The sequence below is a fragment of the Streptomyces sp. NPDC047869 genome, from assembly GCF_040704065.1.
In the GTDB taxonomy this organism is placed as follows: domain Bacteria; phylum Actinomycetota; class Actinomycetes; order Streptomycetales; family Streptomycetaceae; genus Streptomyces.
This window is the reverse complement of the sequence record NZ_JBEYRK010000017.1, coordinates 19,767-43,721: the sequence shown is the minus strand read 5'-3', so window position 1 is coordinate 43,721 and position 23,955 is coordinate 19,767. Positions and strand designations below refer to the sequence as shown.

Below are 23,955 nucleotides of genomic sequence, written 5' to 3'. Positions count from 1 at the left end.
GTCCTTGCGTCCGATCACGGTGCGGGCTGCTCCTTCGGTGCGTCGCACGGGGTGCCGGCGTGGGCGAGGAGCGTGGTCGGGTGGGCCGGGCGTGTGCGCAGTTCGGCGTAGGCGTCGGTGGCCTCGTCGAAGGGGACGCGGGGCAGCCGCATCGCGGCCGGGCGGATCCGGCCGGAGACGATCAGGTCCAGGGCCCGCTGGAGGTTCTCGGTGACCGTGTACTCGCCCGCCGGTGGGGTGACCTCGCTCAGGCCGCGGGCGTACGAGGCGTCCCGGTAGCCGGCGCCGCAGCGTGCCGCGTACCGGATGTCGAGGTTGCCCAGTTCGACGCTGAAGTCGATGCGGGCCGAGAAGCGGCCCACGCCGACCAGCCGCGGACGTCCTGGCGCCCGGCTCGTCCAGCGGGCCGCCGCGGCGACCGTGTCGTCGGCGTCCCCGGTACCGCACAGCAGCACACAGCGGCCGCCCCTCCCCGCGGCCGCCTCGGTGCGAGCGAGGAACGACGGGCCCTCGGCGACCGCGAGGCCGAGTTCGGCCGCCGCGTGCAGCCGGTCCGGCCTGAGGTCGAGCAGGGTGACCCGGTTGCCCCGGGCGGCGACGGTCTGCGCGACCAGCTGCCCGACCATCCCGGCCCCTACGACGGCCACCTCGTCCTCGGACTTCAGCCCCGCCCGGTCCACGGCGTGCACGGCGGTGGCGCCGAGGTTGGCGACCACCGCGTCGGCGGCGTCCACCCCCTGCGGCACCCGGCGGCACAGCCGGTACGGCACGGTGACCACCCCGGCGTGCACGGCCTCGCCCCAGCCCATGGCGATGACGAGGTCCCCGGCCGCGAAACCGGGTACGTCCGTGCCGACGGCCTCCACGGTCCCCACCGAGCAGTAGCCGAGTGGGAAGCGCTCACCGGTGCGCGCGGAACGGTCCAGATAGTGCAGCTCGGTGCCCGGGCTGACCAGGCTCCAGCGGGCCCGGATCCGCAGCTCGCCCCGGCCGGGTGGCGGACAGGCCACCTCCTCGGTGAGGGGGAGGGGCGATCCGGCCGCGACCAGCCTGCGGGTGGTCAGGACCTCGGCGGCCGAGTCGTGAACCGTGTCGTGGGCGGTCGCCATCACCGGCCCCCCTCCGTGCCGGGCGCCGCGATCCAGCGGTCGTCCGGGATGATCTCCAGCTCTTCACGGAAACCGGGGATCGGCCCGGCCGGGGTGGGGCCGCCCGAACGCTCGTACGTGGCACGGCGGTTGCGTTTGCGCTCCAGGCCCAGGTTGAGGCCGGCCAGCTCCACGGGGCTGTGGGTGAGCAGCTCGTTCGCCCGGCCCTCGGCGACCGCCCGCGCGCCGGCCTCGGTGCGGATGAAGACCCGGCCGTGCTTGAGGTCCCGGCCGCCCTCGACGCTCGCGGAGAAGATGTTCGGGTCGCCGTCGCTGACGCTGACGTCGGCGAGGCCGGACATCCAGTCGCCGCAGGACAGACAACGGTAGGTCTTGTTGGCGGCGAAGTCCCGTACGGCCTGCCAGAACGCCACCCGGTGCTCGGCCCCGTCGGCGGTGCGGACACTGATGTCGCCCGGGTAGTCGCCCTCGCGGTAGCGCAGCCGGACCACCGACTCCAGCGGCACCTGGGCACGCTCGCGGATCACCGCCGCCGTGCCCTCCGGCCGGGTGCTGGAGGAACAGGCGGGCTCGATCGCCAGCACCACCCGCTCCCCGGCCCAGCGGCCGGCCGGGGTGTCCATCGCCTGCAGCTTGCGCAGCGCCTGGATGTGGCAGGCCACGCCGGTCATGGCGACCCGGGCCTCCGGCTCGTCGAGCATGACCTGGCGCAACATGCCGAGATACGGCGCCAGTTGGTACGTCGACTGGGCGGTCTCGGTCAGCCGCGCCGGATCCCTGATCAGCGCGGGTGCCGCCCGCCACGGCTCGTCCGCGTCGCGCCCCATGGAGAGCACCACGTCCACGTCGAGGGCCGTCAGCGCCGTCTGCAGCAGCGCGGTCAGGGTGCCGCCGCTCGCGGACGCCTCGAAGACGGCCGGGTCGAGCGAGTGGCCCGCGACGACCTCGGTGAAGATGCCGGTCCAGCGTTCCTCGGGGGTCCGGGTGCGCCCGAATAGCCGCAGCTCCGCGTCGGGAGTCGCCGGGTCGCTGCCGGGGCAGACGTCGAGGCAGTCGCCGCAGGCACCGCAGTCGGTCTCGGTCCAGGAGGCGACGGTGAGCACCGGGTCGAGCCCGTCGAACCCGATCACCCCTGGCGGGCAGGCCAGTTCACAGGCCCCGCACGCGGTGCACAGGCCCTGTTCGAGTACGTCCTTGGCCAGCTGTCGGTACGTCATGCCGGCTCCCCCCGCCCGGCGGTGTCGAGCGCGGCGGCCAGCCCGTCCACCAGATACCGGTAGTCGTCCTCGGTCAGCAGCGCGGGCGGCACGATCTTCACGGTCGCCCCCTCCGGGCCGCCGCCGAACAGCAGCAGCCGGCCGCGCAGGGCGGCACCGGTCACGGCCCGCGCCAGTGCGGGGTCGGGCGCCGAGTCCCGTACGCAGTCGAAGGCGGCCAGCGCGCCGACGGTGCGGACGGACGCCATCCACGAGTGGCGCAGGGACAGCGCCGCCAGGTCGTCGGCGAGCCGGGCACCCAGCGCCCGCGCCCTGGCCGGCAGGTCCTCGGCCTCGACGGTCTCCAGTACGGCGGCCGCGGCCGCGCAGGACACCGGCTGCCCCGAGAAGGTGGACGTCTGCACGCCGGGCGGCAGCGCGTCGACGATCTCCCGCTCGCCCACGACCGCGGCGACCGGGAAGCCGTTGCCCAGCGTCTTGCCGACCAGCGTCAGATCGGGCCGCTCGGCCATCAGCTCGGCCGTGAACAGCCGTCCGGCCCGGCCGAGCCCGGTGTAGATCTCGTCCAGCACGAGCAGCGCGCCGCGGGCGTGCGCCTGCAGGGCTATCTCGTCGAGCACCGCGGGTGCCACGGCCAGCACCCCCTCGGTCACCTGGACGGGTTCCAGCACCACGGCCGCCGTACCGCCCCGTGCGTCCGAGGCGTCCAGCGCGGCCGTCAGTGAGGCGCGCAGGCGCTCGCCGTCGTCCGGGCGCGGGTGGCGTGGGTCGGGGAGTTCGGCGGTGCCGACCTCGCCGTCCGGCAGCGCGCTGTACGGCTTGAACTCCGGGCGCCAGGTCAGCGCCAGCGCCCCGGCGGTCTTGCCGTGGTACCCGTGCCGGAAGGCGACCACGCCACGGTGGCCGGTGGCCGCGCGGGCGATCTTCAGCGCGGACTCCACCGCCTCGGCGCCGGTCGCGGTGGGCAGCACCGCGGGGTCGCGGTACGGGCTGAGCCGCGCCAGCCGCGCCGTCATCCGCCGGCGGGCGTCGGAGCCGAGCTTGCAGCCGGTCGCCGTGAGTCGGCCCAGCTGCGCCACGGCCGCCGCCGTGACGGCGGGGTGCTGGTGGCCCAGGGTCACCGCGCCACTGCCCGCGGTCCCGTCGAACCAGGCGGTGCCGTCCTCGGCGTACAGCCACGGCCCGGCGCCCTGGACGAACTCCGGTCCCAGCACGGTGCCGGTGGAGCGGGCCTCGGGCGAGGCGGCCTTCACTTCGGTCATGAGGTGGTGTCCTCGCAGATCCTGGCGCCGACGGCACGCTGCACGTCGGCGAAGTCCGGAAAAGAGGTTCGATGGCAGGCGCCGCCGGAGACGGTCGTGCGGCCGGGCAGGCTCATCGCGAGCGTGGCGGCGGCCATGGCAATCCGGTGGTCCTCGAAGGCGGGCACCTCACCGGTGCGCAGCGGTGCGCCGCCGCGGATCAGCAGCCCGTCGTCGACCGCCGCCACATCGGCGCCGAAGGCCTCGAGCATCCCGGCGGTGGTGGCGATCCGGTCGGTCTCCTTGAACCGCAGCTCCTCGGCGCAGCCGATCCACGACTCGCCGGGCAGGGTGGCCGCGACCGCCGCGAGCAGCGGCACCTCGTCGATCAGGGCGTGCAGCACGGCGGGTTCGTCGACCCGTACGCGCCGGACGCGCCCGAGTCCACCGCGGGCCACCAGGGTGCCGACCGGCTCACCCCCGGTGGTGGTGCCGCGCCCCTCGTAGGAGATGTCCGCTCCGGCGGTCCGCAGCACGTCGAAGAAGCCCAGCCGGGTCGGGTTGAGGCAGACGTCCGGGACGCGCAGCTCACCGCCGTGGCCCCACAGAAGGTGGGCGGCGACCGGGTACACGGCCAGCGAGGGGTCCGCGGGCACGTCGACCACGGGCGGTACGACGCAGTCGCCGCCCTCGTGGGCGACCTCGCCCTCGGACTCGGTCAGCCGTGCCCCGAACGCGGCCAGCATCCGCTCGGTGTGGTCGCGGGAGCGCACCGGATGGCGCAGCGCCACCGGCAGCCCGGCCGCCACCGCCGCCAGCAGCACCCCCGAGCGGGCCTGGGCGCTGCCCACGGCGAGATCCACCGTCCCGGGGCGGTGGACGGGCCCGGCGACCAGCACCGGCAGCCGGCCCGGCTCGCCCAGGTATGCGATGTCCGCGCCGAGCACGCGCAGCGGGTCCACCAGCCAGTCCATCGGCCGGTGCCGCAGCACCTCGTCGCCGTCGACCACGGCCCGCACCCCGGTGCCCGCGAGGATGCCCAGCAGCAGCCGGGCGGCGGCACTGGAGCCCTCCGTCTGCAGGTAAGGGGCGTCCTCGGGCCAGGCGACGACACCGGAGTGCGGCCGCACCGGCTGGGGTACGGGGTCGGCGCCACGGCGTACGACGAGGGTGTCGCCGCGGACGTCGACCGCCACGCCGAGCGCCCGCATCGCCGGGAGCAGGGCGCGGACCGCGCCGCCGAGGTTGGCCCGGTGCACGGTGAGCAGTTCGGGGGCGCCGGGCAGCAGGGCGGCGAGCAGGGCCCGGTGGCTGACCGACTTGTCCCCGGCCACGGTGACGGTGAGCGGATCGCTCACGCCCGCAGTCCGGCCGCCGTCCACCGTGAGGTCCGCAGATGAGGTCATCGGCATGGCGAATTGCTGAACCTCGGGCACTGGGCACTCCTCTTTCCCGGTGGCCGGGGCCGCCGGGAGGCAGTTGGTGGAACGGCAACGCTGTGACGGGGCGTCGGGCGCGGTGGCGGTGGAGCCGGGCGGGGGGGAAGAGAGAGACGAGAAGCGGCCGTGCGGGCGGAGCATCGTCGCTGCCGCCGGTCATCGCGCCTCGGGGGCCGGGGTCGACCGGGCCGTGTTCACAGTGCCACGCCGCGACGGCCCGGGACATGGGATATCTGTGGCCAGCCCATGTCGTGGCCCGAACCGGACAGCCTCTGGTTCACTGGCGTGAAGATGGTGCAACGTGCACATGTATGAGTGCGCAGTCAAGCCAGGGAAGCCTGGGGAACCGTCGTGGGGGGAGGATCCAGGTGCGAGACGCCCATGCTCGTGCGCAGGAGCTGTTCCGATACATGATCAGTGACCCGGACTGGACACCGGAGCGGGCAAGACAGCGACTAGAGCTCTCCGAGATCGACTTCCAGCTGGCCACGCACACGCTGGTGGAGGCCGGTCTGCTGCAGGTGACCGCGGGAGGGGGCGGCTTCGCGCCGGTCGCGCCCGAGGCGGCCGTCGCCCGGTTGCTGGCGATGGAGGAGGAGAGCTCCCGCAGCCGCAGCTCCGAGCTGCGGGAACGGCGTTCGACCCTGTCCACCCTGGCCTCGAACCTGCCCCTGCTGCAGGCGCGCGCCAGCAGCGACACCCGGATCGAGGTGCTGACCGGGCAGGAGCGCATCGCCAAGGCGCTCGACGGCGTGTCGGTCAGCGCGGGCAAGGAGATCCTGAGCATGCACGCCGGATCCCCGCTGCCCAGGGAGGCACTGGAAGCCAGCCGTGAACCCAACCGAGCGGTGCTCGACCGGGGCGTCGCCATGCGCTCGATCCACCTGGAGTCCATGACGCGGATGCCCTACGCCCAGGCCCACCTCCAGGCCCTGAAGGAATCCGGCTGTCAGGTGCGCATGACGCCGGTCCTGCCGTTCCGGATGATCCTCGTCGACGGGGTGCGTGCCTATGTCTCCCGGCCCGCTCGGGGCTCGGTGATGACGGCCCTGGAGGTGACGGGGGAGGAGGTGTGCTGGCTGCTCCGGCAGGCCTTCGACCACTGCTGGCTCAACGCCAAACCCCTCTCCGAGCCCAAGAACACCGGCCAGGAGGTGGAACTGTCCGAGCGGGAGCGCACGGTACTGCGCCTGCTCGCGGTCGGCGCGACCGACGACGCGGTGGCCCGCGCCCTCGGCGTCTCCCCACGCACGCTCCGCCGCATGACCACGGTCATCCTCGAGAAGATCGGCGCCCGCAGCCGCTTCGAGGCCGGTGTCCGGGCAGCGACGCTGTCGCTGATCGAGACGCAGCCCTGCGAGGCGCCCGAGGGGTCCGGAGCGGGTGTGGGCGTGCGGGGTGGGTGACTGTTCCGGGGCGTCGACCGTCCTGCGCTGCTCGTGGTCGGCGTGACCGACGACGCGGTGCCCCGCGCCCGTGCGCCCTGCGAGGCGCCCGAGGGGGCCGGGGCGGGTGCCGGCGCTGACCGCTCCCGGCGCTGACCGCTCCCGGCGCTGGCCGCTTCCGGCGCTGGCCGTTGCCGGACAGCGTCGGGCGTGGACTTCGGGAGGTCGGTGCCGTTGGATTGACGGCGCTGTCCGCGTCCCTCCCTGACCGCGGGCCGCCGCATGCCCCACCGCCGACGACGAGGGAACCGATGGCCGCTCAGCCCCCCGATGCACCGCCTGTCATACGCGCCGCGCCCGGCGTGTCCCGCGCACCGCTCGGCGTCCCACCGCTGACCGACGGGGTCGTCCTGCTCCGGCCGATGCGCCCGGCCGACGCCGCGGCCGTGGCCCGGGCCGGTGACGATCCGGAGGTGGCGCGCTGGACGCCGTTCCCGGCGCCGTTCACCGAGGCGGACGCCCGGGCCTGGATCGAGGGGCAGGAGCGGGCCGGCACGATCGACCTGGTCGTCACCGACCGGGACGACGACTCCGAAGTGCTCGGGTGGGTCGGCCTGCACGACGCCGACCTCACGCAGCGCCGGGCCGAACTCGGCATCTGGCTGGCCGCCGCCTCCCGCGGGCGCGGTGTCGGGCGACGCGCCATCTCCCTGCTCACCGACTGGGGCTTTCGCGAGCTCGGCCTGCTGCGGATCGCGGCGCTGTGCCTGAGCGGCAACACCGTGGGCCGGCGGGCCATGCAGGCCGCCGGGTTCGTCCACGAGGGCGTGCTGCGCGCCTACGAGGACGTCAAGGGCGTCCGCCACGACACCGCGATCCTCGGCATGGTCCACCCCGGACTGCGGGACTGACTCGACCGACCCCACTGCCTCAGATGCGCCGGACGAAGCTGACCCGGTCCAGGCCGGGGCCGTCGTAGTCGGGCTGGACCGGACGGCCCTCGAACTCGGCCGGACCCGGTTCCGCGGTGAATCCCATTCGGGTGTGGAATGCGTACGACCCGGAATTCCCGGCGGACGTGATGGCCCGCACCACGCTGCGCCCGTGCGCCCTGCTGTATTCGAAGAACCGCTCGTAAAGGAATCGACCGAGGCCGCTTCCCTGTTCTCCCGGGGCCACACCCACGAAATGGATATAGCTTTCCTCGGGCGTCGACTGCGACAGGAATCCGATGAGGAATCCGGTCATGGTGGCGTCCCGCTCGGCGATGAAGCTGCTCGTGGTGAAGTGCTGAAAGAAAAGGCGAGGCAACAGCAGTGCGCGCTGCACACTCCCCGCGCTGCCCTCGAACTCCCCCCACCAGTCGTCGAGTACACGCAGCACCCGCGCCTGGTCGTCGGCGTGCGGCGAACGGATTCGCATGTCCCTGAATTCAATTTCTGACATGAGCCGGATGCTAACACGCAGGCTTACTCCGGCCGAGCCCCGGGCGGTCCGGGGTGGTTCCGTGTGCGGCCGTGTCCGCTGGCGGCCAGTGAAGAGCCCTGTACGAAACCGCCGCCGGGTCGGCAGAATTCCCTTGTTTTTCCTCGACGGTCATGGAGCAGAAATATGCCAGGCTCACTCTCCGCAGCAGCCGACGTCCGTGACCGGCTGCACTCCGCGGGATTCGTGCTCTTTCTGGAGGACGGCGCGCTGCGCTACTCGGCACCGCCCGGGGCGCTCACCGAGGAACTGCGCCGGGACGTACGAGCCTGCCGCGACGAACTTGTCGAACTGCTGCGCGCGGAGGCCGAGCGGAGCGACGGGCAGGGCGAGGACACCTGGGCCTTCACGGCCGACGCGGACGCGGCCGGCAGGCCCTTCCCGCTGACCGACCTGCAGCAGGCGTATCTCGTCGGTGAACAGGACTTCTACGACCACCCGGCACCCGCCGTGTTCGTCCACGAGTACCTGTTCCCGGCCGACGCGCCCCCGGACCCGGACGCCCTCGACGCGGCCCTCGGGCTGCTGCGCCGCGCCCATGGCGCGCTGCGGCTGGCCGTGTTCCCCGACGGCACCCAGCGGATACTGCCGGCCGAGGAAGACACGGCGGCCGAGGAAGACACGGCGGACGCGGCGGACACGGCGGACGCGCAGGACACAGGCACCGCGCTGGTCGACCGCCGCGATCTGAGTGCCCTGTCCCAGGCGGCGGCCGAGGCCGAACTCCTCGCGCTGCGTGCGAGACTCGCCGCGGACCTGCCCCCGTACACCGCCGGGCGTCCGTTCCTGCTCCGGCACATCACGCTGCCCGACGGCACCGTCCGGCTCCAGATCGCGCTGCGGCTGATCGCCTTCGACGGCGTCACCACCCAGCTCTTCTTCACGGAGCTGGCCCGATGTTGCGCCGACCCCGACTATCTGCCGCGCACCCTCTCGCTCTCCTTCCGCGACTACGTCGCCGGCCTCGAGGAACGCCGCACCACGGAGGCCCACCACGCGGCCCGCCGCTACTGGGAGCGCCGCACCGGCGAACTGCCCCCGGCCCCGCCGCTGCCCCTGCGCACCCCGGCCCCCGCCCCGCAGCCGGCGTCCGACGCCACCGAGGCCGCCGAGCAGCCGGCCCCGGCCGCCCCGGACGCTGCCGGCGCCCCCCTGCGCCGTCTCTCCAACCGCCTGGACGCGGCCACCTGGGCCCGTCTGCGCGCTCACTCCGCGGCCGCCGGACTCCCCACCGGCACCGCCCTGTTCGGCCTCTTCGTCGACTGTCTGCACCGCTGGTCTGACGGTGCCGCGGGCCTGCTCACGGTGCTCGCCGCACACCGCCCCGGCAGCCACCCCGAGATGCCCCACGTCTGGGGCAACGCCAGCACAACCGTGCTGGTCGGCTACGGACCTGCCCGGCCCGAGCAGGCGTTCGCCGACCGCTGCCGGGCGCTGCAGGGCGGCCTGTACGCCGACCTGGCCGCCCTGGAGGTGTCCGGCGTCGAGGCGAGCCGGCTCCTGCGGGGCCGCACTTCCGGCACCGGCAGCCCGGCCCCCGTGGTCTTCACCAGCGGCCTCGACCTCGTCGACGGCGCCCCCGGTGGCTTCCTGCTGCCGCTGCCGGGAGCCGAGCTGGCGCACAGTTCCATCAGCACCCCGCAGATCCTCCTCGACCACCAGGTCTACGAGGAGAACGGCGAGCTCGTGTGCAACTTCGACTACGCCGACAGCGCCTATCCACCCCGCATGATCGAGGACCTCGCCGCCTGGCACGCCGAGCGGCTGGCCGCCCTGGCTGCGGCCCCCGAGAACTGGACCCGCCCGGGCGCCGCCCCACTCCCCGCCGACCGGCTCGCCCCGCGCCGGCAGGCCAACGACACCGTCACCGAACTGCCCACCGGCGAACTGCACGACTTCGTCCTGCGGTCCTGCCGCACGGCCCCCGACAGCCCCGCCGTCCAGGACGCCGAGGGCACCCTCGACCGGGCCGCGCTCGACGCCGCCTCGGCGGCCCTCGCGCACCGGTTGCGCGACCTGGGCGTGGGCCGGGACCCCGGGCGGCCGGACCTCGTCGCGGTCCGGGTGCCCCGTGGGCGCGCCCAGTCGATCGCCGTACTGGCCGTGCTGCGCGCGGGAGGCGCGTACGTTCCCGTCGACCCGTCCTGGCCGGCGGCCCGCGTCCGCACCGTGCTGGAGCACAGCGGCGCCCACGCGCTCATCGGCGACCCGTGGCCGCAGAGCGACGCCGCCCTGCCCGACGGCGTGCACCTCCTCCCTGTCGCGGCCCCCGACGACGTCGGCAGCCCCCTCGGTCCCGACGACGCCGGGTCCCCCGACGGCATCGGCGGCCCGCTCGGCCGTACCGCCTACGTCATCTACACCTCGGGCTCCACCGGCACCCCCAAGGGCGTCGTCATCGCCCACCGCGCGGCCGTCAACACCCTGCGCGATCTCACCGAACGATTCCGTCTGACGCCCCGTGACAAGGTGCTCGCCGTCTCCTCGCTGGCCTTCGACCTGTCGGTGTTCGACCAGTTCGCGCTGCTCGGCTGCGGCGGCACCGTGGTCTGCCCGCCGGACAGCGCGCACCCCGACCCGCAGGCATGGGCCGAGACCGTGCACCGGCACGGCGTCACCGTGTGGAACTCGGTGCCCGCCCTGCTGGCGCTCACCCTGGAGTACTTCGGCGAGCAGGCCCGCGAACTCCTCGCCTCCCTGCGCCTGATCATGCTCAGCGGCGACTGGGTGCCCCCGGCGCTCGTCGAACGCCTCGCCGATGTCTGCCCTGGCGCCGAGGTCATCGCGATGGGCGGCGCCACGGAGGCGTCGATCTGGTCGAACTGGTTCCCCGCCGCAGAGTTGCCCGCCGACTGGCAGAGCGTGCCCTACGGCACCCCGCTCGCCAACCAGACGATGCACGTCCTCGACGCGGCCATGGCCGACGTGCCCACCTGGGTGCCGGGCGATCTCTACATCGGCGGGGCCGGCCTGGCCACCGCGTACCTCAACGACCCGGAACGCACCGCCGCCTCGTTCGTCCACCACCCCGGGACGGGGGAGCGGCTGTACCGCACCGGGGACCGCGCCCGATATCGGCCCGGCGGGATCCTGGAATTCCTCGGCCGGGCCGACCACCAGGTCAAGATCAACGGTTATCGGGTCGAACTGGGCGAGATCGAGGCCGTGTTGGCCAAACTTCCGGGCATCCGCACGGCGGTCGCCCTGGTCGACACCGCCGCGGGTGAGCCGTTTCTCGCCGCGTTCGTGACCCGCGGGTCCGCGGCCGCGGACCCCGAGCCCGGCACGGCGCCCGGCGCCGTACGGGCCCACGACGAGGAGGCATTGCGCACGGAACTCTCCCGGGTCCTGCCCGCGTACATGGTCCCGGCGGCCGTACTGGACATCCCCGAACTGCCGCTGAGCGGCAACGGCAAGGTGGACCGCAAAGCCCTGCTCGCCCTGCTCGCCGACACGGCACGGCAGGCGCCCGCGGGCACCGGCGGCGCCGGCACGGCGACCGCGCCGAGCGCCGAACCGCCCGCGACCGAGCAGGAGTCCCGGCTGCTGCGGCTGTGGCGGGAACTGCTCGGTGAGTCCGTACGCGGTGTGCAGGACGACTTCTTCGCGTGCGGCGGCAACTCGCTGACAGCCGTACGGCTCTTCCGCAGCATCGAGACCGACTTCGGGCGCAGACTGCCGCTGGCGTCGCTGTTCCGCAACCGGACCGTACGCGCCCAGGCCGCGCTGCTCACCACCGGCGGCATCGCGGACGCGCGGACACCGGGCGACGACACCGGGCCGCTGGTCGGCTTCGGCGGCAGCGGTGCGCAACACGTGGTGCTGGTCCACCCGGTCGGCGGCGACGTCCTGTGCTACCGGGAGGTCCTCGCGGCCGTCGAGGCCTGCCCCGACACCACGGCCCGCGTCTCGCTGCACGGCCTGCGGGCCGCCGGACTGCACCAGGGCGAGGAACTCGCCGGCGGCCTCGCCACCATGGCGAAGCACTACGCCCGCACCCTGCTGGAGCGGCTGCCCGAGGGACCGCTGCACCTCGTCGGCTGGTCGATGGGCGGCACCGTCGCCCTGCACACGGCGGTGCTGCTGGAGCAGGAGGGCCGACCGGTGACCTCGCTGACGACGGTCGACGCCTTCGTCGGCCGCCCCGACGGCTGCACCCAGGCCCTGGACACCCGGCTGGCCGGGTTCTTCGGCGACCTGACCGGACGCGGAGACATCACCGCCCACCTGCCCGCCGCCCGGCCGGACGCCCCCGACAGCGAACGGCTGCGGGCGGCCCACGACGCCCTGCTGGCCGCCGACGTCCTGGAACGTCCCGTGGAACCGGCAGAGCTGGCCCGGCTGTTCACCGTGTACCGCAACAACTCCGAGATCCTCGAACGCCACACACCGACTCCCTGGCAGCCGGAGCCGCGGCCGGACGCACCGTCCCCCGCCTGGCTGTCGATCCGGGCCGAGCACACCCGACGTGACGCCTTCCCCGGACTGCTGCCGCTCGACGAGGTGCTGGGCCGGACACGGCAGACGCTCACCGTCCCGGAAGACCACTACTCCGTCGTACGGGGACAGTCCGCCCTGCGGCTCGCCGACCGGATCCGCCGGGTCACGGCGGCCGCCCACGCCGCCGAACTGCCCGAAGGAGCCCGGGGATGAACCTTCTCAGAGCCGAACGCGCGCTGCTGGAACGCGCCCTGCCCGGATTCGACGACCGACTCGTCGAGTGGGGAGCCGCCGTCGAGGACCCGGACAGCGGCGTGCTGGAGGCGTTCCGTGCGGCAGACGGCGGCAATCTGCTCATCCCCGAGGCCATGGGTGGCGCAGGCCTCAGCTGTCACGACGGCGTCCTGCTGCAACGAGCCGTCGGCAGCCGGGCGCCCTCGCTCGCCGTGGCGTCGACCATGCACCACTACAAGGTGGCCTGGCTCGCCGACGCCCTCGGCACCGAGGCGGCCCCGGTACTCAGGGACATCACCGCCCGGCGCCACCTCGTCGCCTCGTGCGGCGCGGAGGGACAGGTGGGCAGGAACCTGTTCACCCCCGGCATCGAGGTGTCCACGGCGCCCGGCGGACTGTTCGTGTCCGGCACCAAGCGCCCCTGCTCGCTGGCCCGCTCCATGGGACTGCTGTCCCTGTCGGCGACTGCCCCGGCGGGCAGCCCCCACGAAGGCAGGCTGCTGATCCTGATGATCCCCGCGGACACCCCCGGCGTGCACCGGCAGCCGTTCTGGCGCAACCCGGTGCTGCGCGCCACGGAGAGCGACGCCGTCATCCTGGAGGAGGTGTTCGTGCCGGACGCCATGGCCATCAGCCTGGGCGACCCGGCGCTCACCCCGGAGCCCTTCACCTCGAACCTGCTGTGGTTCCAGATCCTCATCACCGCCTCCTACCTCGGTATCGCCACCGGCCTGGTGGAGCAGCTCTTCGTCGAGAAGCGGGGCACCGCCGGCGACCGCGCGGCGGCCCTGGCACCGCTGGAGTCGCAGTGCGCGGCGCTGGAGTCGCTCGCCCGCGCGGTGGACGACGGCCACCGCGACGAGCACCTCCTCGGCCGCACCCTGCTCGTCCGGTACACGACGCAGCGGGCCATCGCGGAGGCCACCGACCGCGCACTGGAACTCGGCGGCGGCATCCCGTTCGTGACCGGCACCCGCAACGTCGACCTGCTGGCCGCCAGCCGCGCGCTGGCCTTCCACCCGCCGTCCGAGATCTCGATGCGCGAACGGCTCGACTCCTGGCTCGCCGGCGGCCCGCTCACGCTGGCGTGACACCGCACGCCCCGCCCCCCTCTCCGTCCTTTCTCGAAGCCCCATCGACGCGCCACCACGGGCGCAGCGTCAGGAGAACCGATGATCGTCCTCGGCCTTCACTTCGGCCATGATGCGGCCGCGACCGTCGTGCGCGACGGGGCCGTCGTCTCGTACGTACTGCGCGAACGGCACACCCGCGTCAAGCATGCCGCGAGTCTCGACGTGGCCACGGTCCGCCGGGCGCTCGCCGTGGCGGGCGTACAGCCCGGCGAACTCGACGCGGTCGCCGTCTGCTCCACCCAGAACGTGGAGCTGATCGTCGACGACCCCGCGGCGCTGTCCGTGAGGTACCCCCGGACCGACCCCTTCGGCCGGCCCTGCTCGCTGCTCCAGCAGGAGCCGGACGCCGCCGAGCGGCGCGGCACCGGCACCCTGCTCGAATTCCTCTACGACCCCGACCTCGCCGCCACCTGGCTCGGCCGCTCCTACGCCCGTCTGTACCCCGAGCACACCTCCCTGGACCGCGCGGACGTCCCGGCCACGCCCTGGATCGACGACTTCGTCACCACCCCTGAATGGGACGCGGCCCGCGGCCTCGCGGACCTCGCGGCCACGCCGCTCGCCCCCGACGAGCGCCTGCGGTACGGCTTCCACCTGCCCGTCGAGGTGACGCTGGACGGGGTCACCGTCCCTGGCTACGCGGTCCACCACCACCTGGCCCACGCCGGCAGCGTGTACTACGCCTCGGGCCTCGCCGAGGCCGCCGTACTCACCCATGACGGCTACGCCGAGGGCGAGAGCTACCACAGCGGCATGTACTACCTGGGCCGCGGAAACGCGCTGTACCCGCTGTCCCCGCACCACCTGGGCCTGGGCGGCTTGTACGACCGGGTGGGCGCGGCACTGGGCCTCGGTGTCGTCGGCCCCGCGGGCAAGCTGATGGGCCTGGCCGCCTACGGCCGCCCCCGCTTCTCCTCGTCGCGGTTCCTCGGCAACCACGCCGACCTGCGCGAGCGCTTCCCCGTGGACGTCGCCAGCGCATGGCTGCGGCACTGCCGCCGCGAGGCGGAGCGGATGGGGTACGACCTCACCCCGTACGGCGATCCCGAGCAGGCCACGGCCCCGGTCAACGCCGACATCGCCGCCAGCACCCAGAAGCTCTTCGAGGAGACGCGGATGGAGGCGGTCCGGGCCCTGCACGCCGCGCTGGGCGCGGCCGGGCTGACGACGGGGGCGCTGTGCCTGTCCGGCGGGACCGCGCTCAACTGCCCCTCCAACAGCCGGATCGCCCAGGACGGACCGTTCCCCCAGGTCTTCGTGGAGCCCGCCTGCGACGACGGGGGCATCGCGGTCGGCGCGGCACTCGCCGTCCACCACTCGATCCTCGACCGGCCGCTGCGGGAGCCGTCCGACGAGCCGCGCTTCCCGTCCCCGTACCTCGGCGCGGCCCCCGACGACGACGCCGTCGAGCGGGCCGTGGCCGCCGTCGGCGACCGGATCCGAGTGGAGGACCTGCGCGACGAGGGACCGGCCCGGCGGGCGGCGGACGATCTGGTCGCGAACCGCGTGGTGGCCTGGTTCGACGGCGGCAGCGAGGCCGGGCCGCGCGCCCTCGGGCACCGCTCCATCCTGGCCGATCCGCGCGACGCGTCGAACTGGCCGCGCGTGAACCGCATCAAGACCCGGGAGAGCTGGCGCCCGTTCGCCCCGGCCGTGCTCGCCGAGCACGCCGCCGACTGGTTCCGCGACGTTCCGCTGCCGTCGCCGTACATGCTCTTCAACGCGGTCGTACGGCGCGCCGACATCCCGGCCGTCACGCATGTGGACGGCACCGCGCGGATCCAGACCGTGGACGCCTCGGCGGGCGGCTACCACGCGGTGATCTCCGCCTTCCACGACCGTACCGGGGTGCCCGTCGTGATGAACACGTCCCTCAACGGCCCCGGCGAACCGATCGTCGAACGGCCCGAGGAGGCCCTGGACCTCTACCTCAAGACCGAACTCGACGTGCTCTACCTGTCCGGACTGCGGATCACCCGCGCCTGAAGCCTGACGAGGAACTCCCCCCATGAAACTCACCACGTGCGCAGACACGCCCGCCCAGTGGCGCGGAGAGGTGCTCGCCCTCGCCGTGCCGCAGGGCCCGGCCGACCAGAACCCGCTCGACGGCCCCTGGCTGGCCGCCGTCGACGCCGCGCTCGACGGTGCCGTGTCCCGGCTGCTGGCGTACGACTCCTTCAGCGGTGCCCGCGACGAACTGGTCACCGGACCCGGAGTCCCGGCACGCTGCGAACGCCTGGTGCTGATCGGCCTCGGCCGGCCCGACGCCGTCACCCCTCACACGGCCAGGCGGGCCGGCGCCGCCCTGGCCCGGACCCTGACCAGCGGCCCCAACCGACGGGTGGCGCTGGCCCTGGAGAGCTGGCACGTCGACGGCACCGACCTCACCGAACACCTCACGGAGGGCCTGAGCCTCGCCGTCCACTGCGGACGCTGGAACGTCCTGCCCGACCGCTTCCGCGCGGACTACGGCGCCGATCTGCCCAGGGAGCCGGAGACGGTGGAGCTGCTCGGCGCCGCGAGCGCGGAGCCGCTGACGCGGGCCGAGGCGTTCACCGACGCCCTGGTGCTGGCCCGTGAGCTGGTGGCCGCGCCCGCCAACCTGATCACCCCCGACCGGCTCGCCCGCGAGGCGACCGCGCTCGCCGCCGCCCACGACCGCTTCGACGTCGAGGTGTGGGACGAGGAACAGTGCCGTGCACAGGGGCTGACGGGAATCTGCGCGGCGGCCGCCGGCAGCGCCGCCCCGGCACGGTTCATCCGGCTCAGCCACCGGCCCGCCACTCCGTCCGGTCCCCCCGTCGCCGTGATCGGCCTGGGCCTGACCTACGACGACCGTGGCGTCGCCCGCTCCGGCGGGGCCGTCGAAGGGGCGAAGAAGTACATGGCGGGAGCCGGCGCCCTGCTCGGCGCCGCCACCGCCCTGGCCACTCTGGGCGGCACGCGAGAGGCCCACCTGCTGATCCCCGCGGTGGCCAAGACCGCCGGCCCCAACGCCCTGCACCTGGGCGACCTGGTGACCACCGCATCCGGGCTCACCGTCGAGGTGAACCACCCGGACGCACACGGCAGGCTCATGATGGCGGACGCCCTGCACCTGGCCGCCCGGCTGGGCGCCGAGCGCACGGTCGGTGTCTCGGCGCTCGGCCTGCCGGTCGCCGCGGCGCTCGGCCCCAAGGCCGCGGCGCTGTGGAGCACCGACGACGACCTCGCGGCGGACCTCACCGCCGCGGGCCATGAGGCGGGCGAACTCCTGTGGCGACTGCCGCTGGTCGACGAGTACGAGGACGAACTGTGGGCCCCGTTCGCCAACCTGCGGTCCGCGGGCCCGGCCGGCGGCGACGGCGCCACGGCGGCCACGTTCTTGCGCCGTTTCGCCCCGCAGGGGGCGTGGGCCCACCTGGAGATCACCGAACCGGCCTGGTCCCCGCGTATCGACGGCTACTACAACGCGGGCGCCACTGGATACGGCGCGGGCACCCTGGCCCGCTGGCTCTGCTGTCCCTGAACCGGCGCCACCGGGCCCCTGCCCGGCCCTCACCTGCCCCTAACTGAGAGACCTCCGATGTACGCTCCTCCGCTGTACCGCTCCGAGGACGTCGCCCAGCAGCACGACCTCATCGAGGCCAACCCCTTCGGGCTGATCACCGCCCTGGTCGACGGCCGGATCCACGGCACGCACATCCCGTTCGTGCTCGAACGCGGCCCCGAACACGGCGACCGCGGGCGCCTGCGCGCCCACCTGGCCAGGACCAACCCGCTGGTCTCAGCCCTGACCAGGGGCGACGAGGTGATGGTCGCCTTCCTCGGCCCGCACTCCTACATCTGCCCCGACGACTACGCCACCGAGCCGCACTTTCCCACCTGGAACTACTCGGCCGTGCATGTGTACGGCCGCCCGCGGATGCTGGACGACGACGCCCAGCGCGTCCAGCTCGACGACCTGATCGCGGCCGAGGAGGCCCGACGGCTGCCCAAGCGCCCGTGGACGCTGGACCGGGCGCCGAGCGAGCTGGTCGAACAGTTCCGGGCCGCGATCGTCGCCTTCGAGCTGCCGATCGCGCACATGGACGGCATCTTCAAGTACGGCCAGAACAAGACGGCGGAGGACCTCGCCGCGCAGATCGCGGCCTTCCGCAGCCGCCCCGCCGATCACTCGGCACGGATGGCTGACCTCCTGCACACCCACAACACGGACAAGCTCGACACCCCCACCATGCCCCGCACGGAAAGGCCCGCCCGATGACACCCTCTGCTGCCCAGGACCTCACGAAGCCAACGGAGAAAACGATGCCAACGGAGAAGACGGAGCCGGCGGAGCCAACGGAGCTGGCGGAACTGCGCGCACGCATCGCCGACATCTGGCGCGACCTCTTCGCCGAGCCGGACATGCGCATCGAGGACTCCGACAACTTCTTCGCCCTGGGCGCCTCCTCACTGCTGGCCATGCGGATGGCAACAGCGGTCGCTGAGGAGTGCGGTGTCCCCCTGACGGTCCTCACGGTGGCCGAAAACCCCACCCTTGCGGGCCTGGCCGAACAGGTACGGGAACTCGCCGCTGCGGAGGCGGCTCGGGAGGTCGGTGAGCTGTGACGTGGGCTGGCGGGGGTGGGCTGTACGGCTCCTCGCCGTCGGGCCGCACCTCAGTCGCCTGATCGCCTTTGACCTGATTCGGGTTGGCGGCTTTAAGTGGCCTGCTGATCAACCTGCTCCACCTTAGGGCCTGCCTGATGTTGTGATCAACCAGTTGCCTTCAGGAGGTCGTTGATCCAGATCCCGAGGCGCGGAGGTGGAGGCCGGCGAGGTAGCTCTCGGGTGTCTTGTCGTAGCGGGTGGCGATGCCCCGCCAGGCCTTCAGTTTGTCGATCGGGCGCTCGACGGTGCTCCGTCCTTCGTGGAGATCGGTGTCGTGGTGTGGGGCGGCCGCCTCGGCTGCCCTTCTTCCTCTGGTTGGCGGCCTGGTCCTTCCTCTCCGGGATGACTGCCTTGATGTTGCGTTTCCGCTGGCACCGCTTCTCGACCTACCTGCGCCGCGAGATCGCCAAGCCCGCCGGCCTCACGCAACGGGCCTTCCGCGAGCACGCTCGGGTGTCCTTCGCCAAGGTCGCCGAGTACCAGAAGCGCGGGGCTGTCCACTTCCACACCGTCATCCGCATCGACGGCCCTGAGGGGCGACAGTCCGCCGCCGGCCTGGGCCACCGCCGAGCTGCTGACCGTCCGGCCGCCGCTGCCGCCGCTCGGGTGGACGGCCCGGTCATCGACGGCCGGGCCCATGCGTTCACCTTCGGCCGACAGCTCGACGTCCGCACAATCCGTTCCGCCGACTTCGACGGCGGCCAGGAACTGACCGAGCGGGCCGTCGCCGCCTACGTCGCCAAGTACGCCATCAAGGGTGCCGAGACCGCCACGGGAGCTCTCGACCGCCCGCTCAAGTTCGCTGCCGAACTCGCCCAGCTCGACATCAGCGACCACGCCCGCCGCCTCATCCGCACCGCCTGGACCCTCGGCGCCCGCAAGGACCTCGAACACCTCCGCCTGCGGGCGTGGGCTCACATGCTCGGATTCCGCGGCCACTTCTCCACCAAGTCCCGCCGCTACTCCACCACCCTCGGCGCCCTCCGCGACGCCCGCGCCGAATGGCGCCGAGTCCAAGCAGCAACCGACGTCGGCGAGCCTCGCGGCGACCGGCGCCGGACTGCCGCCGAAGCGGTAGTAGCTGTACTTGCCGGGCCAGTGCGGCAGCTTGCCGGCGTTGTACGCCTTCGCCAGCGCCGACTCGGCGTCGACCCCCACCGTGATGATCTTCGTCGTGCTCGGGCTGTACTTGTTCAGGTAGCCGTACGCGGACGCGGTCATGGTCGAGCCCTGGGTCAGCAGTACGACTGCGGTGCCCGAGGTGCCCATGGCGCCGGCGGCGGAGCTGGCCGCGAGGGCGTTGTGGTAGTCGGTGCCGGTCGCCAGGAACACGTACTTCGGCGCACTGGTGATCGTCTTGGCCACGGCCACCGAGGTGGAGTAGCGCGAGACGTCGGACAGCCGCTTGGCGACGTATCCGAGCGAGGTCACTTTGGACGCCACCGAGCTGTTGAGGATGCTGGTGCCGCCGACCAGGTAGACGGTCTTGCCCTTGGGAAGCATGCGCTTCAGCTCGGTCTGGACGGAGGTGTCCAGGCCCGTGCGGGAGGTCATCAGCACCGGTCCGTGCTTCTTGCCGGCCAGCGAGGTCGCGGTGGTGGCGTACGCGGAGTCCGACTTGCTGATCAGGACGGCCGCGCTCGCGTTCATCAGGCCGGGCACGCTCTTGCCGAGGGTGTTCCAGGTCCACTTGGACGACGCGATGTTGGTGCCGTAGGTGTCGGCGCCGTAGACCCGGGAGATCGCGTTCTTCCGGAGCGGCTGCCAGGCCACGTCCGTGCCGTCGGCCGTGGGCACACGTGTCTCCGTGCCTGCGGCGAGGTCGCGGGCTTTCGGCTGGCACCCTCCGCCCGCCGACGCTCCCCGCCCCGGGCCTCGCGGAGCGCGGACTGCCGTGCGGCCTCCCAGGCACTGGCGAGCTCGGCCAACAACTCACCGAAATGCGCGCGTGAGACACCGGACAGGGCAGGATGGGAACAGGCCGCACGGGCCCAGGTCAGCTTCACAATCACCAACCCGTGGGGCCCTTTTCATGTCACGGGCCGACCGGGTCACCCGCCATGTCCGCCGAGGCCGTACGCCGCTTGGCCTGGATCGCGTCTGCCGGGACCTCGAAGACGATCGCGAGCCCGTCGCGCTCGTTCCCCTGCTCGCCGACGCGCGTGAAACCGAAGCCCGCGATGGTGGCCAGGGAGGCGGTGTTGTCGGAGCCGATCCTGGCCCGCACGGTCCTGACACCGGGTTCGGCGGCGGCCCTGACGAGCAGCGCCCTCAGCATGGCGCGGGCATAGCCCTGGCGGCGATATCCGGGCACGACGGTGTAGCCGACCTCGACCATGCCGGCCTGGTCCGGTGGCCCGTGGAACCCGGCGTCGCCGACAACGGCCCCGTCCGGCTCGGACACCGCTGCCCGCGTGATCCAGGGCGCGGCAGACGGGTCCTTGGCGAGCTGGTCAGCGCGATAGCCGAAGATCCAGCGGGCCCGGTCGCAGACGAAGTATTCGTCAAGGGCGACCCCGGCCTCGGCGCTGCCGCCGGCGAGGTCACCGTCGGCAAGCGCCCGCAGAGCCTTCGCGCTGAGCTCGACGAAACGGACGCGTTTGGAGATGGAGAGAGGTTCGTGATTCATCGCGGAGATGTTCGCCCCAGCACCGCAGGGCTGTCCATCGCTTTACGGCCTCGGCGGACGTGATGATCACCCGTTCGGTCCGTGACGTGAGCAGGGGCGCACGAATGCCGTGCTGGCTCTGTTCACGAGAACCGGCTCTGACAACTTTTGTGGAGCGGTGACGCTCGGTGTTGCTGAAGGCTGCTGTGCATGGTGGTGTGCCACCACGCCCGACAGGGGGCGTCGATGGGACGGTCAATAATGCCGGTCATGGCAGATCGCAGTCCGGTCCTCCGGATCATCACCTCGGCAGCGCGGGAGTCCCTGAAGCCGCTCGGCCTGGCCCAGCGCGGGCGGTCGCGGCTGTGGATCGATGATCACGAGTGGTGGCTCGGGGTTGTGGAATTCACTCCGCCACGGACCGCCGGCAGCGGTCTGCACGTCGGTGCGATGTGGCTGTGGCACGACGTGGACCACCTGGCCTTCCATGCAGCCGCAGTCCGGACCGGCCCCGAGCCGTTTCGCACCGAGGACCAGTTCACGCCGCTGGCACTCGAACTCAGCCGGCAGGCGGCTGCGAACGTGACCGCGCTGAGGGAGAATTTCCTGGCCCTGCCGGACGTAGCCCGGTACCTGACTTCCAGGCCGGTGCGACGGGGATTCCTATGGGACAGCTTCGACGCCGGGATCGCAGCCGCTCTGACCGGAGACCCGGTCACGGCCCGCGATCACTTCGAACGAGTCCTTCGAGAGGACCCGCTGGCCCCGTGGATGGTCCAGGCTCAGGAGAAGGCACGTGAGCTTCACGCGATCGCGCCAGATCGCGACGCTGTGACTGCCTGGGTCACCCGGGCCGTCGGCTCATGCCGGAGCAAGTTGGGCCTGGATCCCGTGACCCTCGCGATCAGCTGAACGGACCCACTCGTTGAGCAACAAAGCTGTGGTCAGGCCAGCAGGACTCGCTTCCGCAACAGGCCGAAGCCTGCCCGGCCGTACATCTGGCGCTTGAGCATCTTGATCCGGTTGACATGGCCTTCGACCACGCCAGAGCTCCAGGGAAGGGTCAGCCCTGCGGTGACAGCGTCGATGTCGCGGTCGATGCCGGCGGCGAGGGTATGGAGGCTGGGCAGGTCGTCCTGTCGGACGGCGTCGAGCCAGACCGGGAGCAGCTGGCCCCGGCGGTCGGTGAGCATGGTCGCGAAGGACCGGACGTGTCGGGCGAGGGCGTCGAGTTCGGGGCACTGGGCGCGGACGGTATTGAGCTGGAGTTGTTCGGGCTCGGTGAGGGCTTCCGGGCGGCTGAGGATCCATCCGGAGACCGTTCGGGGCGACGGCGGCCGGGCGGTCACCGGCCGCGGTGAGGTGCGCTTCTTGTGCAGGTAGGCGCGGACGCGCTGGTAGCTACCTTTGTAGCCCCAGAGGCACGATCTCCTCCCACAGCTTCCACGCGTTGGTGAAGCCCTCGTTCCAGCGGTCGTCCAGGCCCGGTTGGCCGCGCTACTCCCTGCCTTTCCGCCCACCGGTCCGCGCCCGATGCTGGCGACGATGGCCGGCTTCTGCGTGGAACGTGGTGCCGATCCGGCGGCGTGTGCGGAGCCGGTCCTCGACGGCACCCACCGGGACCTGCTCGATGCCCTGGAGTTCGCCCGCCGCTGGGCCGCCGCCGGCGATGCCGGGGACGAACTGCCAGACGCCGACGAGAAGATCATCAACGACGCGCTGATGGCCCGGCTGGGTGGCGAGGCGCACGAGGCGTTGCGGCTGGCGCTGGCCTGGTGCTCGGTCGAGCAGTGGCAGCCGCCCGCGCTGGCCGTGCTGTGCCGCAGCGCCGAGGTGCGCCGTCGGCACGCATTCGCGCTCCTCCCCGCCTGCCGCGACCTGGCGGCCCTGGAGCGGCACGACCTCAAGTGCTTGGCCTACGCGCTGGCGATCCTGGACGACGAGCCCCTGGTGGTGTTGCACCGGCTCACCGGGACCGGGTTCGAAGTGCGCATCGGCGGCATCGGGGACAACTTCCAGTTGCACACGCTGCTCGCCCACGTCCTGGTCGGCGGCGGCCACGTGCCCGGCACCGCACCGTCGGCGGAGAGCGTCCGCCTGGCCACGGACCCCGAGCCCGCCCAGGGGCGCACCGGGGCCGTCGCGACCGGGGCCTTCGAACTCCTCGCCCCGGACGGGGAGCGGATCTGGAACGAGGGGCTGCCCGACGACATCCCCGTTGTGGAGGGACGTCGCCTACTCGTGCTGGACGAGCCGATGTACCCGCGCAGTTGGAATGCCGACCGGTTCTTCCCGATGCTCCCAGGGACGGCCGAGCTGACTCGTGTGCTGTCCGCCGACGAGGTCCAGACCTGGTTCACCTACACCTGCTGGACATCCTGACCCGGTCGCCCGGAGCCACCGCTCGGCGTCGGCTGCTGCCGCGGCCAGAAGTCGGGGCTCGGGCCTGGCCTCTATCGAACAAGAAGCGCGCCGGGGTGCTGTCGAAATTTCTGGAGAAGGCCAGGACCCGCGTCGCCCGCGCGCACGCCCGTGTCGCGGACGCGCGCCGCGAGTTCCACCACCAGCTCTCCACGAAGCTGATCGTCGAGAACCAAGCGGTCGCGGTGGAGGACTTGGCGGTGAAGGGACTCGCCCGCACGTGCCTGGCCAAGTCCGTCCACGACGCCGGATGGGCGGCGTTCGTGACCATGCTGGAGTACAAGGCCGCCCGGTACGGGCGTACCTTCGTGAAGATCGGCCGGTTCGAGCCGACCTCCCAGGTGTGCTCGCGGTGCGGCGTCCAGGACGGCCCCAAGCCCCTACACGTGCGCGTGTGGACGTGCAGGGCATGCGGGGCCGTCCTGGACCGGGACATCAACGCGGCGGTCAACGTCGCCAAGGCGGCCGGACTGGCCGTGACAGCCTGTGGAGCGGGGGTAAGACCGGGACCCGTCCCGGCACCGCGCAGCGAAGCAGGAACCCACCCGACACCGCAGCCTTCAACGGCGCGGTAGGCGGGAATCTCCCCCCTTCAGCGGGGAGAGGAC

At 72.8% G+C, this 23,955-nt stretch carries 18 protein-coding genes and 2 pseudogenes; 12 read left to right on the top strand and 8 right to left on the bottom strand.

The window, feature by feature from the left end; genetic code table 11:
• Window positions 1–14 precede the first annotated feature (14 nt).
• Genes AB0924_RS22195 through AB0924_RS22180 form a run of 4 tightly spaced genes read right to left on the bottom strand, consistent with a single transcriptional unit; the run spans window position 15 to window position 4,973 of the window.
• On the bottom strand, window positions 15–1,109 hold the full coding sequence (locus AB0924_RS22195; RefSeq protein WP_366912279.1) for a 3-hydroxyacyl-CoA dehydrogenase NAD-binding domain-containing protein: 1,095 nt from the start codon (window positions 1,107–1,109) through the stop codon (window positions 15–17).
• Window positions 1,109–2,326 carry a Coenzyme F420 hydrogenase/dehydrogenase, beta subunit C-terminal domain gene (locus AB0924_RS22190; protein ID WP_366912278.1) on the bottom strand — a complete coding sequence of 406 codons (1,218 nt, stop codon included), beginning with the start codon at window positions 2,324–2,326 and terminating at the stop codon, window positions 1,109–1,111. Before AB0924_RS22190 ends, AB0924_RS22195 begins: the two co-directional genes overlap by 1 nt.
• Window positions 2,323–3,588: an aspartate aminotransferase family protein gene (locus tag AB0924_RS22185; RefSeq protein ID WP_358938838.1), complete on the bottom strand. Its 1,266-nt coding sequence runs from the start codon at window positions 3,586–3,588 to the stop codon at window positions 2,323–2,325. The genes AB0924_RS22190 and AB0924_RS22185 overlap by 4 nt, the downstream gene beginning before the upstream one ends.
• Entirely contained in the window at window positions 3,585–4,973 is a 1,389-nt protein-coding gene (locus tag AB0924_RS22180; RefSeq protein ID WP_366912277.1) for a 3-phosphoshikimate 1-carboxyvinyltransferase, read from the bottom strand. The genes AB0924_RS22185 and AB0924_RS22180 overlap by 4 nt, the downstream gene beginning before the upstream one ends.
• Window positions 4,974–5,416: 443 nt before the next feature.
• Here AB0924_RS22180 and AB0924_RS22175 point away from each other — a divergent pair, with 443 nt between their 5' ends.
• Window positions 5,417–6,412 (top strand): helix-turn-helix transcriptional regulator, encoded by a 996-nt coding sequence (locus AB0924_RS22175; protein ID WP_366912276.1) that lies wholly within the window; start codon window positions 5,417–5,419, stop codon window positions 6,410–6,412.
• Between the two features lie 341 nt (window positions 6,413–6,753).
• A complete protein-coding gene (locus AB0924_RS22170; RefSeq protein WP_358938845.1) occupies window positions 6,754–7,302 on the top strand; it encodes a GNAT family protein in 549 nt (182 codons plus the stop codon).
• 19 nt (window positions 7,303–7,321) lie between these two features.
• Here the strand turns inward: AB0924_RS22170 and AB0924_RS22165 are convergent, their stop codons facing one another.
• Window positions 7,322–7,837 (bottom strand): GNAT family N-acetyltransferase, encoded by a 516-nt coding sequence (locus tag AB0924_RS22165; protein WP_366912274.1) that lies wholly within the window; start codon window positions 7,835–7,837, stop codon window positions 7,322–7,324.
• 165 nt (window positions 7,838–8,002) lie between these two features.
• Between AB0924_RS22165 and AB0924_RS22160 the strand changes: the two genes are divergently transcribed.
• The 7 genes and pseudogenes from AB0924_RS22160 to AB0924_RS22130 form a co-directional block, all read left to right on the top strand.
• Window positions 8,003–12,529 (top strand): amino acid adenylation domain-containing protein, encoded by a 4,527-nt coding sequence (locus AB0924_RS22160; protein ID WP_366912273.1) that lies wholly within the window; start codon window positions 8,003–8,005, stop codon window positions 12,527–12,529.
• Window positions 12,526–13,641, top strand: a complete 1,116-nt coding sequence (locus AB0924_RS22155; RefSeq protein WP_366912272.1) for an acyl-CoA dehydrogenase family protein — start codon at window positions 12,526–12,528, stop codon at window positions 13,639–13,641. The genes AB0924_RS22160 and AB0924_RS22155 overlap by 4 nt, the downstream gene beginning before the upstream one ends.
• An 81-nt stretch (window positions 13,642–13,722) precedes the next feature.
• Entirely contained in the window at window positions 13,723–15,669 is a 1,947-nt protein-coding gene (locus AB0924_RS22150; protein WP_366912271.1) for a carbamoyltransferase C-terminal domain-containing protein, read from the top strand.
• A gap of 22 nt (window positions 15,670–15,691) precedes the next feature.
• Window positions 15,692–17,191 carry a M17 family peptidase N-terminal domain-containing protein gene (locus tag AB0924_RS22145; protein ID WP_358938855.1) on the top strand — a complete coding sequence of 500 codons (1,500 nt, stop codon included), beginning with the start codon at window positions 15,692–15,694 and terminating at the stop codon, window positions 17,189–17,191.
• A 57-nt stretch (window positions 17,192–17,248) separates the two neighbouring features.
• A complete protein-coding gene (locus AB0924_RS22140; protein WP_366912270.1) occupies window positions 17,249–17,929 on the top strand; it encodes an FMN-binding negative transcriptional regulator in 681 nt (226 codons plus the stop codon).
• Between the two features lie 44 nt (window positions 17,930–17,973).
• Window positions 17,974–18,276: an acyl carrier protein gene (locus AB0924_RS22135; protein WP_366912269.1), complete on the top strand. Its 303-nt coding sequence runs from the start codon at window positions 17,974–17,976 to the stop codon at window positions 18,274–18,276.
• A gap of 384 nt (window positions 18,277–18,660) precedes the next feature.
• Window positions 18,661–19,302: pseudogene (locus AB0924_RS22130) on the top strand (replication initiator); the annotation flags it as partial.
• Window positions 19,303–19,482: 180 nt separating this feature from the next.
• Here AB0924_RS22130 and AB0924_RS22125 read toward each other — a convergent pair.
• Both AB0924_RS22125 and AB0924_RS22120 read right to left on the bottom strand, forming a co-directional pair.
• A pseudogene (locus AB0924_RS22125) lies at window positions 19,483–20,091 on the bottom strand (cell wall-binding repeat-containing protein); the annotation flags it as partial.
• 262 nt (window positions 20,092–20,353) lie between these two features.
• Window positions 20,354–20,947, bottom strand: coding sequence for a GNAT family N-acetyltransferase (locus AB0924_RS22120; protein ID WP_366912268.1), 594 nt, complete (start codon window positions 20,945–20,947; stop codon window positions 20,354–20,356).
• A gap of 249 nt (window positions 20,948–21,196) precedes the next feature.
• Between AB0924_RS22120 and AB0924_RS22115 the strand changes: the two genes are divergently transcribed.
• On the top strand, window positions 21,197–21,838 hold the full coding sequence (locus AB0924_RS22115) for a hypothetical protein (protein WP_366912267.1): 642 nt from the start codon (window positions 21,197–21,199) through the stop codon (window positions 21,836–21,838).
• Between the two features lie 32 nt (window positions 21,839–21,870).
• Here the strand turns inward: AB0924_RS22115 and AB0924_RS22110 are convergent, their stop codons facing one another.
• Window positions 21,871–22,275 carry a transposase gene (locus AB0924_RS22110; protein ID WP_366912266.1) on the bottom strand — a complete coding sequence of 135 codons (405 nt, stop codon included), beginning with the start codon at window positions 22,273–22,275 and terminating at the stop codon, window positions 21,871–21,873.
• Between the two features lie 196 nt (window positions 22,276–22,471).
• On the opposite strand from AB0924_RS22110, the gene AB0924_RS22105 reads away from it, so the two are divergent.
• Both AB0924_RS22105 and AB0924_RS22100 read left to right on the top strand, forming a co-directional pair.
• Complete coding sequence (locus AB0924_RS22105) at window positions 22,472–23,308, top strand: hypothetical protein (RefSeq protein ID WP_366912264.1); 837 nt, start codon at window positions 22,472–22,474, stop codon at window positions 23,306–23,308.
• Window positions 23,197–23,922, top strand: a complete 726-nt coding sequence (locus tag AB0924_RS22100; protein ID WP_366912263.1) for an RNA-guided endonuclease TnpB family protein — start codon at window positions 23,197–23,199, stop codon at window positions 23,920–23,922. The genes AB0924_RS22105 and AB0924_RS22100 overlap by 112 nt, the downstream gene beginning before the upstream one ends.
• Window positions 23,923–23,955: the final 33 nt, after the last annotated feature.

Excerpts from the sequence above, each read along its gene's own strand:
- AB0924_RS22195 (WP_366912279.1), bottom strand. The coding sequence starts at position 1,109 with ATGGCGACCGCCCACGACACGGTTCACGACTCGGCCGCCGAGGTCCTG.
- AB0924_RS22190 (WP_366912278.1), bottom strand. The coding sequence starts at position 2,326 with ATGACGTACCGACAGCTGGCCAAGGACGTACTCGAACAGGGCCTGTGC.
- AB0924_RS22185 (WP_358938838.1), bottom strand. The coding sequence starts at position 3,588 with ATGACCGAAGTGAAGGCCGCCTCGCCCGAGGCCCGCTCCACCGGCACC.
- AB0924_RS22180 (WP_366912277.1), bottom strand. The coding sequence starts at position 4,973 with ATGACCTCATCTGCGGACCTCACGGTGGACGGCGGCCGGACTGCGGGC.
- AB0924_RS22175 (WP_366912276.1), top strand. The coding sequence starts at position 5,417 with ATGATCAGTGACCCGGACTGGACACCGGAGCGGGCAAGACAGCGACTA.
- AB0924_RS22165 (WP_366912274.1), bottom strand. The coding sequence starts at position 7,837 with ATGTCAGAAATTGAATTCAGGGACATGCGAATCCGTTCGCCGCACGCC.
- AB0924_RS22160 (WP_366912273.1), top strand. The coding sequence starts at position 8,003 with ATGCCAGGCTCACTCTCCGCAGCAGCCGACGTCCGTGACCGGCTGCAC.
- AB0924_RS22155 (WP_366912272.1), top strand. The coding sequence starts at position 12,526 with ATGAACCTTCTCAGAGCCGAACGCGCGCTGCTGGAACGCGCCCTGCCC.
- AB0924_RS22150 (WP_366912271.1), top strand. The coding sequence starts at position 13,723 with ATGATCGTCCTCGGCCTTCACTTCGGCCATGATGCGGCCGCGACCGTC.
- AB0924_RS22145 (WP_358938855.1), top strand. The coding sequence starts at position 15,692 with ATGAAACTCACCACGTGCGCAGACACGCCCGCCCAGTGGCGCGGAGAG.
- AB0924_RS22140 (WP_366912270.1), top strand. The coding sequence starts at position 17,249 with ATGTACGCTCCTCCGCTGTACCGCTCCGAGGACGTCGCCCAGCAGCAC.
- AB0924_RS22135 (WP_366912269.1), top strand. The coding sequence starts at position 17,974 with ATGCCAACGGAGAAGACGGAGCCGGCGGAGCCAACGGAGCTGGCGGAA.
- AB0924_RS22120 (WP_366912268.1), bottom strand. The coding sequence starts at position 20,947 with ATGAATCACGAACCTCTCTCCATCTCCAAACGCGTCCGTTTCGTCGAG.
- AB0924_RS22115 (WP_366912267.1), top strand. The coding sequence starts at position 21,197 with ATGGCAGATCGCAGTCCGGTCCTCCGGATCATCACCTCGGCAGCGCGG.
- AB0924_RS22105 (WP_366912264.1), top strand. The coding sequence starts at position 22,472 with ATGGCCGGCTTCTGCGTGGAACGTGGTGCCGATCCGGCGGCGTGTGCG.